This window comes from Kribbella qitaiheensis (assembly GCF_042657745.1).
Classification (GTDB): domain Bacteria; phylum Actinomycetota; class Actinomycetes; order Propionibacteriales; family Kribbellaceae; genus Kribbella; species Kribbella qitaiheensis.
On sequence record NZ_JBHSKE010000034.1, the window covers coordinates 407562 to 423870 of the forward strand.

14 protein-coding genes are annotated in these 16309 nt (G+C 69.0%); 6 read left to right on the forward strand and 8 right to left on the reverse strand.

Annotated elements, in window-relative coordinates; translation table 11 throughout:
• Nucleotides 1–26: 26 nt before the first annotated feature.
• Nucleotides 27–215, reverse strand: a complete 189-nt coding sequence (locus ACFPJ1_RS24490; RefSeq protein WP_380107309.1) for a hypothetical protein — start codon at nt 213–215, stop codon at nt 27–29.
• Nucleotides 216–390: 175 nt separating this feature from the next.
• Between ACFPJ1_RS24490 and ACFPJ1_RS24495 the strand changes: the two genes are divergently transcribed.
• Complete coding sequence (locus ACFPJ1_RS24495) at nt 391–2853, forward strand: hypothetical protein (protein WP_380107311.1); 2463 nt, start codon at nt 391–393, stop codon at nt 2851–2853.
• On the opposite strand, the gene ACFPJ1_RS24500 is transcribed toward ACFPJ1_RS24495, so the two are convergent.
• Nucleotides 2854–4431, reverse strand: a complete 1578-nt coding sequence (locus ACFPJ1_RS24500; protein ID WP_380107313.1) for a glycoside hydrolase family 10-like protein — start codon at nt 4429–4431, stop codon at nt 2854–2856.
• A gap of 85 nt (nt 4432–4516) precedes the next feature.
• Between ACFPJ1_RS24500 and ACFPJ1_RS24505 the strand changes: the two genes are divergently transcribed.
• Together ACFPJ1_RS24505 and pseI are read left to right on the forward strand one after the other, a co-directional pair.
• Nucleotides 4517–5041 carry a GNAT family N-acetyltransferase gene (locus ACFPJ1_RS24505; RefSeq protein WP_380107315.1) on the forward strand — a complete coding sequence of 175 codons (525 nt, stop codon included), beginning with the start codon at nt 4517–4519 and terminating at the stop codon, nt 5039–5041.
• Complete coding sequence (gene pseI / locus ACFPJ1_RS24510) at nt 5038–6096, forward strand: pseudaminic acid synthase (protein WP_380107317.1); 1059 nt, start codon at nt 5038–5040, stop codon at nt 6094–6096. The genes ACFPJ1_RS24505 and pseI overlap by 4 nt, the downstream gene beginning before the upstream one ends.
• Here pseI and ACFPJ1_RS24515 read toward each other — a convergent pair.
• Complete coding sequence (locus ACFPJ1_RS24515; protein ID WP_380107319.1) at nt 6093–6662, reverse strand: hypothetical protein; 570 nt, start codon at nt 6660–6662, stop codon at nt 6093–6095. The two genes, pseI and ACFPJ1_RS24515, sit on opposite strands and share 4 nt — an antisense overlap.
• 263 nt (nt 6663–6925) lie before the next feature.
• Here ACFPJ1_RS24515 and ACFPJ1_RS24520 point away from each other — a divergent pair, with 263 nt between their 5' ends.
• The 3 genes from ACFPJ1_RS24520 (at nt 6926) to ACFPJ1_RS24530 (ending at nt 9373) form a co-directional block, all read left to right on the forward strand.
• The gene (locus ACFPJ1_RS24520) at nt 6926–7879 is read left to right on the forward strand and encodes a glycosyltransferase family 2 protein (RefSeq protein WP_380107321.1); all 954 of its coding nucleotides are present in this window, start codon (nt 6926–6928) and stop codon (nt 7877–7879) included.
• Nucleotides 7880–7969: 90 nt separating this feature from the next.
• Entirely contained in the window at nt 7970–8329 is a 360-nt protein-coding gene (locus tag ACFPJ1_RS24525) for a hypothetical protein (RefSeq protein ID WP_380107323.1), read from the forward strand.
• A 72-nt stretch (nt 8330–8401) separates the two neighbouring features.
• Complete coding sequence (locus tag ACFPJ1_RS24530) at nt 8402–9373, forward strand: hypothetical protein (RefSeq protein ID WP_380107324.1); 972 nt, start codon at nt 8402–8404, stop codon at nt 9371–9373.
• 29 nt (nt 9374–9402) lie between these two features.
• Here ACFPJ1_RS24530 and ACFPJ1_RS24535 read toward each other — a convergent pair whose 3' ends face one another.
• Genes ACFPJ1_RS24535 through rffA form a run of 5 tightly spaced genes read right to left on the reverse strand, consistent with a single transcriptional unit; the run spans nt 9403 to nt 16307 of the window.
• The gene (locus tag ACFPJ1_RS24535; RefSeq protein ID WP_380107325.1) at nt 9403–11166 is read right to left on the reverse strand and encodes a serine/threonine-protein kinase; all 1764 of its coding nucleotides are present in this window, start codon (nt 11164–11166) and stop codon (nt 9403–9405) included.
• Entirely contained in the window at nt 11159–11989 is an 831-nt protein-coding gene (locus tag ACFPJ1_RS24540; RefSeq protein WP_380107327.1) for a hypothetical protein, read from the reverse strand. Before ACFPJ1_RS24540 ends, ACFPJ1_RS24535 begins: the two co-directional genes overlap by 8 nt.
• Complete coding sequence (locus ACFPJ1_RS24545; RefSeq protein ID WP_380107329.1) at nt 11989–14310, reverse strand: glycosyltransferase family 2 protein; 2322 nt, start codon at nt 14308–14310, stop codon at nt 11989–11991. Before ACFPJ1_RS24545 ends, ACFPJ1_RS24540 begins: the two co-directional genes overlap by 1 nt.
• A gap of 60 nt (nt 14311–14370) precedes the next feature.
• Nucleotides 14371–15156, reverse strand: coding sequence for an N-acetyltransferase (locus tag ACFPJ1_RS24550; RefSeq protein WP_380107331.1), 786 nt, complete (start codon nt 15154–15156; stop codon nt 14371–14373).
• Nucleotides 15153–16307, reverse strand: coding sequence for a dTDP-4-amino-4,6-dideoxygalactose transaminase (gene rffA, locus ACFPJ1_RS24555; protein ID WP_380107332.1), 1155 nt, complete (start codon nt 16305–16307; stop codon nt 15153–15155). The genes ACFPJ1_RS24550 and rffA overlap by 4 nt, the downstream gene beginning before the upstream one ends.
• Between the last annotated feature and the right edge of the window lie 2 nt (nt 16308–16309).

The following is a 16309-nucleotide window of genomic DNA, read 5'->3' on the forward strand; positions in this document are numbered from 1 at the left end:
GAGGTCGGAAGTGGCCGCCGCATGGCCTACGGGACTTCCGGGGAGGCGTCGGGAACGGGGTCGGGGACGTCCCGGTCGCGGGTCAGCCGGCGGCGGACCCGTTTGACCCGGTCGCGGATCTCCCAGCCGATCAGCGCGATCATCGGGGTGGCCGCGGCGAGCGCGGCGAGCAGGATCTCCTCGACCGGCAGACCTGCGATGTGCTGAGCGGACATGAGGACCTCCCGTGCGCTGCGTGACGGACCGGGGGGAGTTCGCCTACTCAGTGTAGGCGGGAGTGCCCGGCGGGTAAACGGCTCATACACTGGGGCCCGATTTGCCATCAGCAGGGAACTTTCCGTCGTCCGGGGCCCTCATTCCGTGTGCAAGGACGAGATCGAGAGGAGCGGGATGACGAGACCGGGACGCGGGGCGCGCCTTGCCGCGATGGCGAGCCTGCCCGTGCTGCCGCTGGCCTGGTTTCTCGCCCTGCGGGACCTTCCGGTCTGGATGTCCGCGGCGTACCTCGGCTACCTGCTGATCGTGATCGCCATCCCGGGCACGCTCTTCTGGCGACGGCTCACCGGCGGCACCGGCTGGTTCGCGGTCGACGTCGTGCTCGGGACCACGTTCGGTCTGGCCGTCGAGGCGCTGCTCTACCCGCTCGGTAGATGGGTCGACATCCCGCTGATCGTCCTGGTGATGCCGGCTCTGGCCAGCGGCATGTACCGCGGGTTGCCGCGTCGCCGCCTTCCCGACCGGCCGACCCCGTGGTGGGCCATCGCCGGAGTGATGGTGTCGGTCGGGGTAGCTGCCGCGTGGTTCGTCCGGGTCGGCTCCCGCCTGATCCCGTTGGACGGCCCGGCCGCGCTCCGCCCGGACTCGGACGCGCAGTACAACCTGTCCATCGCGGCCGAGCTGACCCACCACTTTCCGCCGCAGATCCCGTATGCCTCCGGGCGGCCGCTCACCAGTCACTGGGGAGCGTTCGACCACATCGCGTCCGCGCACTGGACCACCAGCATCGAGCTCGACGTACTGACCTTCCGGATCGTGCCGTTCGCCATGCTGCTCCTGACTGTGCTCGCGGCGGCTGCGGTCGGCATGGTGCTCACTGGCCGGGCCGTGGCCGCGCCGATCGCGGCGGGCCTCACAGTGGCCGCTGGTGACCTTGCTGGGTGGCCGTGGGCCATCACTGGGCGGCTGTACAACGACAGCCCGTTCTCCCTGGGCCAACTGACCAGCCCGTCGCAGGCGTTCTCCACAGTTCTTGTGCTGCCTCTGCTCGCTGTCACGGCCCTGCTGCTGCGGCGAAAGCCCGGACAGACACGGCTGCAGCTCGCCGGGCTGTTCGTGGCCGCAGGGATCCTGATCGCGGCGCTTGCCACCACCAAGGCCTCAGCACTGCCCGTGTACGGCGCTGGGCTCGCCGCGGCCTGGGTGTACCTGACAGTGCGCGCCGGACGGCTCAACCTGCGTTCTCTGGTGCTCGCGGCCGCAGTGGCAGCCTCCTACCTGTTCACTTTCTTCGTGGCCTTGCGCGGCACTCCGTCGATGGTGACCTTCGAGCCGGCCAAGACATTCCGTCACCTGCTCGACGAGATGACGACCGAGCGGACCACTGCTGCCCTGGTCGTGGTTGCGGTCGTCGTGGCGATCGGCTGGCTGATGCCTGCCGCCGGCGCTCTCCTGATCCGGCGACGTCTCCGCCGCGACCCGATGCCCGTGATGCTCCTGGTCTCTCTGCTCAGCGCTGTCGTCGCGGCCAGCCTGCTGTACGACAACGGCCAGGCGCAGTTGTTCTTCGTCCGCAGCGGCTTCATCTACGGCGTTCTGCTCGCCACCTGGGGCCTGGGCTCACTCGACCGCCGCCAGTACTACGTCGCCGCGCCGGCGCTGCTGATCGGAGTCGCCGCGATCTACTGGGGCCGCTATCGCTCCGAGGACTCCTGCGGTGGGCCGGACTGCCTCGCGCAGCCTCTGGCGGTCGCGCTCGTCACCGCGGCGGTCGGTGTCGGTGTGCTCGGGCTGCTCGTCCGGGGAGCCCGACGGACCTGGGCGGTGATCGCTGTCGCGGTTGCTCTGGGCATGACCGTGTCTCCGACCGTCGCGTCCCTGCACGAGTTCGCCACACCCTCGCTGACGGCGTACGAGTCGGTGGCGCCGGGTGGGATCGAGGCGGCGCGGTTCATCCGCCGGAACTCCGGGCCGAGCGACCTGATCGCGACCAACATCCACTGCCGGGACGCCGGCGCGGAGAAGTGCCTCACCGGGTCGTACTGGATCCCCGGGTACGCCGAGCGGCGCGTGCTGGTCGAGGGCTGGGCCTACACGACCAGGGTGGACGACACCTACACGAAGGACGAGCGGGTCCAGGGAGCCTTCTGGGACCAGGAGATGCGCCGGCTCAACGACGAGGCGTTCACCGCGCCGACGCGGGAGATCCTGGAGACGCTGCGGACGAAGTACGGCGTGCAGTGGCTGCTCGTCGACAAGCGGGTCGGCGAGCCGCCGGAGGACCTGGAACGCCTGACGGAGCTCCGGTTCGAGTACGGCACCGTCCGGGTCTACCAGCTCTTCCCGCCGCCGACCGGCAACCCGACGCCGACCCCGCCACCGACCGGATTCCCGAGCGGGTCGCCGTCCGGCTTCCCGTCACAGTCCCCGAGCGGGTTCCCGAGCCAGCCTCCGAGCGGATTCCCGTCGCCGAGTGGTTCGCCGTCGCAGTCGCCGGGCGGGTTCCCGATCCAGTCGCCCGGCGGTCTCCCCTCGACGCCGGGCGGACTCCCCAGTCGGCCCCAGGTCGGTTTCCCCTCGCAGACGCCGTCGCCCGGGTTCACTCAGCCGACTCCGCCTTCCAGTGGGAGCTTCTGATCAGCCCACGCTGATCGTCGGGATCGGCAGGCTCTGGTTCCACGTGCGGTCGAGGGCGGTCACGGAGTATAGGTAGTGATGCCCCTTGACTGCCGTGGTGTCGACGTACGTCTGCTGACCGCCGGTCGACCGCAGCGTCGCGATCAGGTTGCGCGCGTCGTTGTCCGCGCACCAGTCACCCACCGTCAGGTCGCGCCGGTAGACCGCGTACGACGTGGTCTCGGCCGACGTGGCCCGCCACTGCAGCCGCACCCCGGTGCTGGTCCTGTCGGAGCGCAGCGAGCGCACCGGCAGCGGTGCACGGGAGTCCAGCGAGGGCATGGCCGGGATCAACGCCGGACGCGTGTACCAGTTGCTGCTCAGCAGACTGGTCGCTCCGAGCCGGTCGGCCCGCACGTCCTTGGCGGAGAAGTAGATGTCGCCCTTGACCTCGGGAATCGTGGCATTGAAGGCCAGGTGGTCGCTCAGCTCGGCCGGGTCGGACCAGTCCGGCGACTGCGTCGAGGTACCGACCTTGTACGTCGCCTGGCCGATGTAGAGGTGGACGTCGGTACCGCGGACCTGCTCCGCCCACCACGGCACGATCTTGTTGTAGTCCGCCGGAGCGAAGCCGCCGGCCCAGTAGACCTGCGGCACGATGTAGTCGATCCACTCTTCGCGCACCCAGCGCCGGGTGTCCGCGGCGAGGTCGTCGTACGTCTGGACCCCTGCGGTCGTGTCGGAGCCGAGCGGGTCGGTCCCGGCGTTCCGCCAGACGGCGAAGGGCGAGATGCCGAACTTCACCCACGGCTTGGCCGCCTTGATCCGGTGCTGCAGTTCCTGGATCAGCAGGTTGATGTTGTTCCGCCGCCACTCGGCCACCGTCGGGAAGCCGGCCCCGTACTGCGCGTAGGTGGCCGCGTCGTCGAAGACCTGGCCCGCCACGGGGTACGGGTAGAAGTAGTCGTCGAAGTGCACGCCGTCGAGGTCGTAGGCCGACACCGCGTCCATGATCGCGTCCTCGACGAGCTTGCGCGCCGCCGGGATGCCCGGGTTGTAGTAGAGCTTGCCGCCGTAGGTGACGACCCAGTCGGGGTGCTGGCGGGCCGGGTGCGCCGGGACCAGGGCATTGAGGTCGGTGCCCATCGAGAGCCGGTACGGGTTGAACCAGCCGTGCAGTTCGAGGTTCCGCTTGTGCGCCTCGGCCACGGCGAAGGCCAGCGGGTCGTAGCCGGGGTTCCCGCCCTGCTGGCCGGTGAGGTACTGCGACCACGGCTCGACCTTCGACGGCCAGAACGCGTCCGCTGTCGGCCGGATCTGGAGTACCACGGCGTTGTGGTGCTGCCGGACGGCGTCGTCGAGCCAGCCGATCAGCTCGGCCTGCTGCTGCGCCGCGGTGAGCCCGGTCCGGGAGGGCCAGTCGATGTTGACCACCGACGACACCCAGGACGCGCGGAACTGCCTCAACGGAGTACTGGCGTCGGGGGCACAGGAAGAGTCTGCCTGCACCGGCGACGCGCCGGCCGCAGTACTGGGCAGGGTGCTGGTCAGCAGGGCTGCCGCCACTGCGAGAACGCCGACGATCCGCCAGACTCCCATGTCATTCTCCGACTGATTCGTGGATGAGGTCGAAAAATAGTTACACAGTTGGGCCGCGCGTAGAAGGGGTCGGTACGGTTGGCACATGCTGCGCTCGGCCACCGACCACGACGTCGACCTCATCCGGACCCTGCGCAACCAGCAGGCCAACCGCGAGGTCAGCGTCAACTCGCATGAGATCTCCCCCGACGAGCACGCCGGCTGGTGGGCCAAGGCGAGCGTCGACCCGACCCGGCGGGTGCTGATCTACGAACGCGACGGCACTGTCGCCGGCGTGGTGAACTTCTTCGACCTGGAGCTCGACGCGGCACCGCGGACCGGGGCCTGGGGGTTCTTCCTCGACGCCGACGGCCTGGCCGAGCGGGGTGAGACCCTGCCCGCCTGGATCGAGGTGATGAAGGACGCCACCGGGTACGCGTTCGACGAGCTCGGCCTGGACGAGCTGACCGGCGAGGTGCTCGAGGACAACGCGGTGGTCCGGCAGATGAACCGGCGGTTCCGCTTCACCGAGGGGGAGCCGCAGACCCGGTACGCCGATGGTCGCGAGATCACCGTGCTGCCGATCAGCCTTCTCAAAACCAACCGGCGCAAGCCGAAGGGAAACTCATGAGTGCCAGCAAGACCATCGACTTCGGCGGCGTCCCGGTCGGACCGGAGCACCAGCCGTTCGTGATCGCCGAGATGTCGGGCAACCACAACGGCGATCTCGAGCGGGCCAAGGACATCGTCCGCGCGATGGCGGACACCGGGGTGCAGGCGCTCAAGCTGCAGACCTACACCGCCGACACGATCACCCTCGACGTCGATCTGCCCGCCTTCCGGCTGCCGTCCGAGCACGAACTGTGGGGCGGCGCCCGGTTGTACGACCTGTACGACGAGGCCCACACGCCGTGGGAGTGGCACGAGCCGCTGTTCGAGCTGGCGCACTCGCTCGGCATGCTGGGGTTCTCCTCGCCGTTCGACCCGACCGCGATCGACTTCCTGGAGAAGCTGCACGTCCCGGCGTACAAGGTCGCGTCGAACGAGATCGGCGACCTGCCGCTCGTCCGCGCGATGGCCGAGACCGGCAAGCCGATCATCATCTCCACCGGCTCCGCGACGCTGACCGACATCGACGCGGCGGTCCGCGCGGCCCGCTCCACCGGCAACGAGCAGATCGTCGTGCTCTCGTGTACGGCGAGCTACCCGGCCCCGCCCGAGCAGTCCAACCTCCGTGGCATCCCTGTACTCCGGGACGCGCTCGGCGTACAGATCGGCCTGTCGGACCACACGATGGGGATCGGCGCGTCGATCGCGGCGGTGGCGCTCGGTGCGACGGTGATCGAGAAGCACGTGACGCTGTCCCGCGCGGACGGCGGAGTCGACTCCGCCTTCTCCCTGGAGCCGGCCGAGATGAAGCTCCTGGTCGAAGGCACCAAGGTCGCCCAGCAGGCCCTCGGCGAACCCCTGATCGGCCCGAAGCAGGCCGAGCAGAACGTACTGCGCTTCCGCCGCTCCCTCTACATCACCCGCGACGTCAAGGCCGGCGAGAAGGTTGCCCCCGACAACGTCCGCTCGGTCCGCCCCGCCGGCGGCCTCCCCCCGGACGCCTTCACCTCCGTCGAAGGCCGCCCCTTCCGCACCGACGCCCCCGCCGGCACCCCCCTCACCTGGGACGTCCTCTAACCCAACTTCCCCTTCGCCCGATCCCGCACGAGTCGGGCGAAGGTCAGGAAGTCCACCTCGGTACCAAGCGGTCCGAAGAGCCTGACCTCGCTCGCATACGTCGCGGTGTGGAACATCAGGATCCGCTCGGTCCAGGTGTTGCCCGCACGCGGGTAGCTCCGGACGATGTAGCGCGACGCCGGGCCGAACTCGGCCAGAGAACGCTCTGTGATCGATGCCCGCTCCGAGCCAGGCTGCAGCGAGATCGTCTCGCACTCCGGCGCCGGCTTGATGCGTGACCGCTGGTATCTCTCGGCCTCTGCGCCACCGAGCTCGTACAACTCCGCCTCGATATAGGCATCACCATCGGATGTCTGGACGCTGTAGGCGCTGAACGCAGCGGGTGTGTCCGACCGGAAGTCGACCATGCCCTCCGCTGGGAATCCGCCGGTCTGGATCGACGTCCGGCAGCTCTCGGGCTCCACCTGGCGGCCTGCCAGCGGATCCTCGCGTGACCTGTGGTTGAGCAGACTGATGAAGTAGTAATTGATCTCCAGGCGATGCTGCTTGTAGGCGGCCGGGACCACGGTCTCGAGCAGATCATTGTCGAATCGGAAGGTCGGAGCGGAGCCGTCTGTCGGCCTGCTGGTGGTCGGCGAGGTCGTTGGCGAGCTTGAGCTCGGATCTGCTGCTGACTCTGTCGCTGCCGTGGATCCGCTGCACCCGGTCAGGGCCAGCAGCAGGAGAGGAGCCAGGCAGTGCAGAGGGGAAGGTCTGGCAAGGGTTTTCATCAATGGAATAATCGCAGCGTTTGAGCTGCCGTTACTCGTTGGATTCGGGAAGGTTTGTTGTGCTGGTTTCCGTCGTGGTGCCTTGTTATCGGTCGGGTGCCACGTTGCCGCGGTTGGTGGATGAGCTGAACCAGGTGTTGCCGGGGGTGACGGCCGGGTTCGAGATCGTGCTGGTGGTGGACGGGAGTCCGGACGACACCTGGCAGGTCGCGAGTGAGCTGGCGAACAAGTACCCGGAGACGCGGGCGCTGCGGCTGGCGCGGAACTACGGGCAGCACAACGCGTTGATCGCCGGCGTCCGCAGCGCGCGGTACGAGGTGGTCGTGACGATGGACGACGACCTGCAGCACCCCGCCGACCAGGTGCCGGTGCTGCTGCGTGCCCTGACCGACGACATCGACCTCGTGTACGGCGTACCGGCGGACGAGGAGCACGGGCTGGTCCGGAGCTTCTCGTCGCGGCTGGTCAAGGCGGCGATGGCGTCGACCATGTCGGTGCGCAACGCCCGGTCCATCAGCGCTTTCCGGGCTTTCCGGACCTTCCTGCGGGACGGGTTCGACGGGCTCGACGGGCCGCACGCGTCGGTGGACGTGGCGTTGTCCTGGTCGACCACGCGGATCGCACAGACCACGGTCCGGATGGAGACGCGGTCCGACGGACAGTCGAACTACACGACGTGGATGCTGATGAAGCACGCGCTCACGCTGATCACCGGGTACTCCGTGGAGCCGCTGCGGCTGGTCGGCTATCTCGGCTTCATCTGCGCGGTGTTCGGCGTCGGGCTGTTCGGCGTGATCATCTACAAGTACGCCACCGGCGCGACCACCGTCGCGGGGTTCACCACGATCGCGTCCATGGTCGCGTTGTTCTCCGGCGCCCAGATGCTCGCGCTCGGCGTCCTCGGCGAGTACGTCGGCCGGCTGCACGCGGGCTCGATGGGCCGGCCGACCTACGTGATCCGGGAACGCACCGACGTGGACGCGCACCCGGACATCAAGGGTGAGGGCGACTGACCCGATGGAGTACCTGCTGTTCCCGGGCGGCACCACGTCCTGACGCGGTTCCAGGCCGAGTTCCTGCAGGCAAAGGCTCAGGACGCCACGGTGATCTGGGCGGTGACGTCCTCGAACCACCACACCACCAAGCGGAACCCGGTGCCGTTCGACCGGCGGGAGGCGGCGATCGAGCGGTTCAGCGTCGCGACCGGGATTCGTTCGCTGGTGGTCGGGGTCACCGACGCACCGCCGACAGACGACTTCGCCGACGTGACGATCAAGGCCGTCGAGGCCGGCACGGACGACCGGGTTCGGCTGGATCCGGCCAACACCGTCGTCGCCTGCTCGACCTCCGCGGTCGTCAAGCTGTACGAGCAGCTCGGCTATCCGGTGATCGGCGTCGAGCCGCCCGACGAGCCCAGACCGTGGGACGTCCTGCTACTGATTGCTGCAGGCAACAACACTTGACGGGACCTCGCGCATCCGGCGACGGTCGACGTCTTCGATCGGTACCGGCTGGACGCGGACATCCAGCGCTGCGTGAACGACCCCGTGGTCGGCGACGACGGCGGACTCACGACGACGCGCGACTACAAGACCTACGCGGACGCCTTCGAGACCGCCGCCGACCGCAAATGGCTGCAGATCAAGGGCTTCGTCCGCCCCGGCCGGATCCTCGACATCGGCTGCGCGACCGGCGCCACCCTGCAGCTCGTGGACGCCGACCCGCGGTTCCACGAGTCCGACCTGATCGGGGTCGAGGTCGCCCGGCACCTGTACGCCGAGTGCGTGCACAAGAAGGAGCAAGGGCTCTTCCACAACCCGAACGTGTACTTCTACCAGCGCAACATGCTCGGCTCCGCGGTCTTTCCGGCCCGCTCGATCGACACCACCCTGACGCTCGCGCTGACCCACGAGGTCTGGTCGTACGCCGACGGGTCGCGCCCGGCGACGGTGCGACGCTTCGCCGACGGGTTGTTCGCGCACACCGCGCCAGGCGGAGTCTGGGTGAACTCGGACGTCTGCGGACCGGCCGAGCCCGACCGGCCCGTAGTACTGGAGCTCGACGACAGTGACGGCGCCAACCCGGCCGACGTGACCGACCTCGGGGTGCTCGCCGATCCGGCGGCGTACATGGGCGGGTTGTCCACCAGGGCGAGGCTCTTCCAGTTCGCACGTGACTTCCGGCGGAACGCCTCAGTGCCCTTCGAGTACTCCGAACGCGACGGCAAGCCGGTACTGCGGCTCGCGGACGCGATGGACTTCCTGACCCGCAAGGACTACGTCGACAACTGGCTGAGCGAGACCCACGAGCAGTTCTGCGGGCTCGACTTCACCGGCTGGTGCGACATCGCGAAGCAGGCGGGCTTCACCGTCGACCCGGCCTCGAAGCCATGGCGCAACGACTGGGTGATCACCAACCGGATCGCGCCGGTCGCCTCACTCACCAGCCCTGACGGGACGCCCGTCGACTGGCCTGACACCCACCAACTGCTGATCGCCCGCCGCTGACTCGTTGCGTCCGAAGGTTCTTCGGACGGTCAGCCGAGGCGGTTGCGGACGATTCGCTTGAGGCGGCGCTTCACCTTGCCGGCGAACTTGCGCGGGTTGCGAATCGTCGCCGCCCTGCGCACCAGCGTGACGACCGCATAGGCCCGCGAGCCGCGCAGCCTCGCCCGCTCCGCGTTCACCTTCTGCACCTGCAGCCGCATCTCGCGGAGCCGGTTCTCGCGCGTCTTCAGCGCCTTGTCCCGGAACCCGAGCGTCCGCTCCAGCCCGAAGATCTGCCCCTTGAGCTCGAACACTTCCTGCTGCGCCCGCTCAGCATCCGCCAGCGCCGTCCGTACGTCGGGGGTCTGCGAGGCGTCGGCCGGAATCCCCAGCGCGGTTGCCAGTGCCGCCGCCAGCTCCTTGCCCCGGGCAACTTGTGCGACAGAGGCCGACGGCGTCTCAGGCTTCGTCGCCGCCACCGGAGCCGGCGCCTCGACACCGGACATCCCCAGCCACGCGGACACGAGGTCGTCGCCGACCATCCACGGCGGCCACGGGTGACGGCGGTGCCCACCGATCAGCCGATCGTGGAACCGCCACCAAGCAGCCGCCAACACATCCGCGGCACGCTCGTCACCAGCTGTCACCCACGGCGAAACCCCAGCCGCAAACCCATCCCCATCCACCACCACGTCATCCCACCGCAGTACCAGCCGCGTCGAGTCCTGCGCCCGAGCCCACTCACCTAGCCGAGCGGCCAACGCCCGGAATCCCGGCACGTCTTCAGCAGCAGCCAGCCGGAGCAGCAACGTCTCGACAGACACCCCTCCCGGAACCACAGCTGGAACCACCGAAGCGTCGAAGGCAACAGCACCCTCGATGGTGCCATCGCCCGCGGTGACGGCAACCGACCAACTGTCGCCGGAACGGTCGAGGGTGAGGACCGAGGGGTGGTTCGGGGCTTGGCTGTAGAGAGGGTGAGGGATCGGGGCTGTGGTGGCGATCCAGCCGGAGGAGGTCGAGCCGAGGAGGGCAGCGCGCGTGGCTGAGTCGGCAGCCTCGTCGATCGGGGCGAGCAGGGGGATCGCGGTTGCGGCAGTCTCCAGAGCTTCCAGCGCCAAGCGGGCCGGCAGTTGGCCCGGGCGGGCGGTTGCGGCCGTGTCTGAGTCGATCAACGTCAGGACCGTGTCCTGGGCGGAGAAGGCCGCGTAGGCGTGAGCGTCGGCGAAGCCCACTCGCGACAGCTCAGCAAGGAGCTGGCCGGCGGAAACCGGGCGGGTGGGGTCGTCGTGGAGCGGACGCCAGTCGTCGTCGGCGTGGCGGTCCTGAGGCAGACGGCGATCCAGCAAGTTGGTGAGGGAGAACTCGTTCTCCAGCCCGAGCACGACGACCGCTGACGGCGAGGCGACCGCGGCCAGGGCGTCGAGGCGGGCGGACCAGTTCAGGTCGTCGCTGTCGTAGCCGAGGACGCGATCCAGACCGTCGGCGGCAACCACCACTTCGAAGGCGGCCGGCTCCAATCCGTCCAGGGCGCCCGCGATGACCTGGAGCTTGTCGCCGAAGCGCTCTGCCAGCGTGTTGGCGTCCGAGACCGACCGGACCAGCATGGTCGTCTCCGCGGCCTTGGCGACGATCGCCTCGACCAGGTCGGCGCTGTGCGGGCCGACGACGAGGGTGCGTGCCCCAGAAGGCAGGACGTCGTCCAGCAGTGCTCGCAGCACCGGTCCCTGGACGGCCCCCCGCTTGCCGTCGTAGTCGCTCCACGGTTGCATCTCACCGCGAACCACTTCGACGGCCAGCTGGTTGTCAGACACGCTCTCTCCAATCGAACAGCATCCGCAGTTCCGCGGGCGGCATCATCCACGGCACGCCCAGTTCGAGGTCCGTCGTCGCGCGGGCGGCGGCCAGGTCGATCTCCTTGCCGAGCATCTCCGGCCACAGCCTGGCGATCCGGCTCTGCCCGCCGAACAGCGGGTTCTCCCCTTCCATCTCCATCGAGTCGCCGTACACGGCAGGCTCGCAGCCCGCGGCGATACCGTAGAAGATGGCGGTCGACAGCCGGTTCGCGGCCACCCGCTTGTGCTTGCGCAGCTCGGTGAGCTGCTTGTAGAGGAACCGCGGGTCCGTGCCCTCGTACGAGAAACCCCGGCGGCCGAACGACACCACCCGGAAACCGGCGTCCTCGTAGGACTTCCGGATCTCCGGCCGCTCGTACTCCGTGTAGTACAGGCTGAAGGTGACCGGGCCGGGCTCGGTCTCGCGGATCTCGTCGATCAGGCGCTTGTGGTCGCCCTGGATCTTGCCGCCCTCCCAGCCGTGGAAGAGGAACCACAGCGTGCCCTCGCGCTCCTCCTCCGGTACGGCGCCGAGCTCCGGCTCCAGGTCGAGCAGGTACAGCCAGGGCGCGCCGATGCTGTGGTAGTTCCGCCGGCCCAGCGCGTGCCCCCGGCGGCGCGGCGCGTCACTCCAGGTGAACCGCCAGGCGCCGTCGAAGAACTCGTGCACCGGGTTCCAGCCGTCCGCGATGTTCCAGCCGTGCTGCAGGTAGCCGCGCAGCCGCGGCGGAGCCTGGTCGTCAAGACCGGCGTACCGGGCCAGGATGTGGGCTTGCCCGTAGTAGTGGTTGTGGTGATGCATCAGCGAACCTCGACGTGAAGTGTGCCTGCGTGCGGACGGATACCGGCGACGTGGCCGCTCTGCTCGACCTCGATCGGCAACCGGCCGGCGAGGAACGGCTCACACTGCACAGCCTGGGCCGAACCGTCCGGTGTCGTTGCGAACAGCACCCAGTCCGCCAAGCTGGCCAAGGGATCCACGGAGTGCGCGACCACCTCGTCCGGGATCAGCTCGGTCAATCCGACCGAGGCCACCCACTCCCCGGACGCCGAGACAGTACTGCGGCAAGCGACGTCCACGTGCTCGTCGGAGTCCTCCAGGAACCGCCGCCAGCTGAACGCGCCACCCCCGGTCAAGAACCCGGCGATCCGCAATTCATTGCTCTCAGCAACTACTTCGCAGTGGTCGGCGACCACCCGGGTCGGGCCCTCGTGCAGGTTGACGTACCCACCGGTGGACCGGGTGAGCGTGACGAGGCGACCCTGGTCCAGGTGGCTCACCGCCCGCTCGCCTGCGGTCCAGAGCAGCAACAGCTCGACCCCGTCGGAACCGAGCATCCGGAAGGCCCAGGTGGTCCGCTGGGTGAACGGGTCGTCCGGGCTGGTCTCGGCGATGATCGGACCGAACGGGATCCGCACGCTGAAGTCCCGCCCGGACCACTCGAGCGGCAGCACCTGGCCCAGACCGGACAGGGGCCGGGTCACCTGCAGCCGGGGATTCTGCAGGTCGGCCGGCACCCGCCCCCGCAGTACGAGCGCGTCGGAGGTCTGCTCGGCCGAGGTCAGGCGGCACGGGTCGACCATCTTCCGCAGTACGAAGGCGCCGTCCGCGCCGGGACCGGGCTGGACCCAGGTGGTCTCGTCGATCCAGTTGCCCGGCGGCCAGCCGGGACTGCCCGGACGCTGACCGCGGAGCCTGCCTTGCTGCCGCAGCCGCCCGGACTTCATCCGTACCGCGAAGTACGCCGGGGCCGCCGTGTCCGCGAGTTTCGCCAGCAGGCGGCGGTCGAGGCGCACCTCGAAGCCGACCAGAGTGGAGTCACCGTGCGAGTCCGTCGCGGCGTACCGGCGGACAGGCAGCGGGATACTGCTCCCCGCGACGACCAGCGAGATCCGCAGGCTGGACGACGCAGTGGTCTCCAGGTGCCGGATCTCGGCGGTCCCCTGCACCGACAGCACGTCGTCCTGCCAGGCGACCCGGTTCACGGTCGTCGCCAGCGTCAGATCCTTCTTCGGCAGTTGGTAGAGGGTCCGCGGTACGGCGGTGTTCGGCTCGTGCACGCCCGGATAGTTGTGCTCGAACTGCCACCGCCGGCCGGCCTTCGGGATGGCGCGAGCGCCACCGCGGAGGCCACCGTCGTTGCGGAAGTGCGCCAGCCGGCGCAGCAGGTCCACGTCGCCGGCGCGGAGCGCGGAGTGCTGGATCTGGTCGTAGCTGTGCGCGCGGACCAGGACCGAGGTGTCCAGCCGCTCCAGCAACCGGCAGGCCAGCAGGACCAGGTTCTGCTCCTCCGCGGGCGGCACCGCGCCGAACGCCATCACCAGCGTCAGCATGTCGATCTGGGTGAAGTGCGAGTGCACCCGGCGCCGGATCTCGCCCAGCCCCTGGTAGGCGCCGCTGTCGATCAGGTCCATCACCAGTTCGGCGGAGCGGACCCGGTCCTCCAGGTTGCCGAACTGGAACTTCTGCTGGGTGATCGACTCGCCCGACTCCCGCTCCCGCCAGTAGTAGACGGGGGCGGCGAGCGCGTCCACGGTGACCGCGTCCAGGTGCGCCTTCAGCGTGACCGGGTAGTCCTCGTACCGCATCGCGGGGAACTCGTAGCCGTGCTCGTCCCAGAAGGACCGCCGGTAGACCTTGTTCCAGACCATCCGGTCCAGAATCAGGTCCGGCGTCTCGAGCACGTGGCCGGCCGGCCGGTTCTTCGCGAACGGCAGCCGGTGGATCCACGACGGCCGGACCCCGGCGCTGTTGTTGAAGCGCCGCGCGTTCCCGCCGGCGAAGGACGAGCCGGTCTCGTCCAGCGACCGGATCAGCCGCTCGAACCCGTGCCGGCTGACCAGGTCGTCGCTGTCGACGAAGGTCAGGTACTCGCCCTGGGCATGCCGGACCCCGGTGTTGCGGGCCGGGCCGAGGCCCTGGTTCTCCTGCTCGACGATCCGGAACCGGGTGTCACGGCCGCACAGGTCCTTGGCGATCGCCGCGCTGTCGTCCGGGGATCCGTCGTCGATGAGGATCGCCTCGAAATCCGTCCAGGTCTGCCGGGCGATCGAATCGAGGCAGTCCCCGATGTAGTCGCCGACGTTGTAGAAGGGCACAACCACGCTCAGCCGTGGCGTCACAACCGTGTATCTCCTCGGCTCAGTCGACTTCGGTCAATGATGCTAGCAGTCTGTCTCTGATTACTGACGCGGTGTCAGCGGTAGGTCGGGCCCGACCAGATGGACCGTCAGCAGCGTGTAGATCGGCTCGAACCCATAACGTGCCCAAGCCCTTTGTACCCCGGTGTTGTGGCCCTGGGTGGAAATGACGAGCCGACGGGAGGTCGCGGCGTCCTCAACGGCGGCGAGCAGGTGCCCGTACCGGCCACGACCCTGCTCGGCCGGGACCACGCCGGCCAGTTCGATCTCGGTCCACGACCGCTGCTGGTCCACCGTAGCGAGCGCGAGCACCCGCCGGTCCGGGCCTCGCAGTACGACCGCGCCCTGGTCCTCGACACTGCGCCGGGCCCACTCCTGGTACCCCGCGAGCGCCTGGTCCCGCGCGAACAGCGGGTTGGCGCAGTAGTGGTTCCCGTAGTCGCCGAAGATGTCGCCGACCAGGTCGTCCACCAGGTCGTCCACCAGGTCGTCGTCGACCGCCGGCTCGAGCGTCGCGGCGAACCCGGCCAGCGGCGCCGGGCGGCGGCCTTTGCCGACAGGGAGTGACCAGTAGACGAGGCTGTCCGCGAGCAGCGCCGTCCGCGGACCACCCGCCAGCGCCGCGAACCACGAGACGTCGCGGGCCGGATAGCGCAGGATCACCACGTCGGCCGTCGACTTGTCGACCGCGGCGAGCACCTCCGGCAGCGGCGTACCGGCTGAGGCCGAGATCGAGATCCGGTCGACGGAGACGCCGAACCGCCGGGACTCATAGTCACCCGGCCGTATCGTCAGCTCACCCGCCTCGAGGGCGTCGTACCAGGTCATGCCGGACTGAACGAGTAGGAGTGCACTCCGTCGATCACTCGGTTCTGCTCCTCCTCGGTGAGCTGGCTGTACAGCGGCAACCGGACCAACGAGCCGCTCACCCGGTCGGTGACGGCGCAACCACCCGGCCCGACCCGGCCGTACTTCTCGCCTGCCGGGGACGAGTGCAGCGGAACGTAGTGGAACGGCGCGCTGATGTTGCGCTCACGGAGGTGGGCGATCAGGCCCTGCTGGTGCTCGTGGGACGGCATCAGCAGGTAGTACATGTGCGCGGGATGCACGCAGCCCGCGGGAACAGTCGGTACGCCGACGCCGTGCGACCCGGCCCAGTCGGCCAGCGCCTCGTCGTAGCGCTGCCAGCAGGCCAGCCGCGGCGCGTGGATCTCGTCGAAGTGCTCCAGCTGAGCGGCCAGGAAGGCGGCCAGAGGATCGGCCGGGAGATAGCTGGACCCGATGTCCACCCAGCGGTACTTGTCGACCTGACCGCGGAAGAACTGGCTGCGGTTGGTGCCCTTCTCCCGGATCACCTCGGCCCGGGCGAGCAGGTCGGCGTCGTTGACGACCAGCGCGCCACCCTCGCCGCAGTGCACGTTCTTGGTGCCGTGGAAGGACTGCGTCGCCATCAGCCCGAGCGAGCCGAGCGGGCGGCCGTGGTACGAGCCGCCGAGGCCGTGCGCGTTGTCCTCGATCACCGGCAGTCCGTACTTCGCGGCGATCGCGAGCACCTCGTCCATGGCGGCGGCGACCCCGGCGTAGTGGACCACCACGATCGCCTTGGTCCGCCCGGTGATCGCCGCCTCGATCCGCGTCTCGTCGAGGTTCAGCGTGTCCGGCCGGATGTCCACGAACACCGGTACGGCGCCGCGCAGCGCGTAGGCGTTCGCGGTGGAGACGAAGGTGAACGACGGCATGATCACCTCGTCGCCCGGCTCCAGGTCGAGCAGCAGCGCGGTCATCTCCAGCGCGTGCGTGCACGACGTGGTCAGCAGCGAGCCGACGCCACCGGTGAGTTTGGTGATCAACTCCGTCGCCCGGGCGGTGAATGGGCCGTCGCCCGAAACCGCGGCCGAGGAGAAGGATTGGTTCACGTAGACGAGTTCGTCACCCGCCACGTATGCCTTGACGAAGGGGATCGGTGACAGGTCCGGCATAG

What these genes read in the sequence shown, in the direction of transcription:
- pseI (WP_380107317.1), top strand. Translation starts at nt 5,038, where the DNA reads ATGAGTGCCAGCAAGACCATCGACTTCGGCGGCGTCCCGGTCGGACCG.
- ACFPJ1_RS24490 (WP_380107309.1), bottom strand. Translation starts at nt 215, where the DNA reads ATGTCCGCTCAGCACATCGCAGGTCTGCCGGTCGAGGAGATCCTGCTC.
- ACFPJ1_RS24540 (WP_380107327.1), bottom strand. Translation starts at nt 11,989, where the DNA reads ATGCATCACCACAACCACTACTACGGGCAAGCCCACATCCTGGCCCGG.
- rffA (WP_380107332.1), bottom strand. Translation starts at nt 16,307, where the DNA reads ATGCCGGACCTGTCACCGATCCCCTTCGTCAAGGCATACGTGGCGGGT.
- ACFPJ1_RS24550 (WP_380107331.1), bottom strand. Translation starts at nt 15,156, where the DNA reads ATGACCTGGTACGACGCCCTCGAGGCGGGTGAGCTGACGATACGGCCG.
- ACFPJ1_RS24500 (WP_380107313.1), bottom strand. Translation starts at nt 4,431, where the DNA reads ATGGGAGTCTGGCGGATCGTCGGCGTTCTCGCAGTGGCGGCAGCCCTG.
- ACFPJ1_RS24495 (WP_380107311.1), top strand. Translation starts at nt 391, where the DNA reads ATGACGAGACCGGGACGCGGGGCGCGCCTTGCCGCGATGGCGAGCCTG.
- ACFPJ1_RS24505 (WP_380107315.1), top strand. Translation starts at nt 4,517, where the DNA reads ATGCTGCGCTCGGCCACCGACCACGACGTCGACCTCATCCGGACCCTG.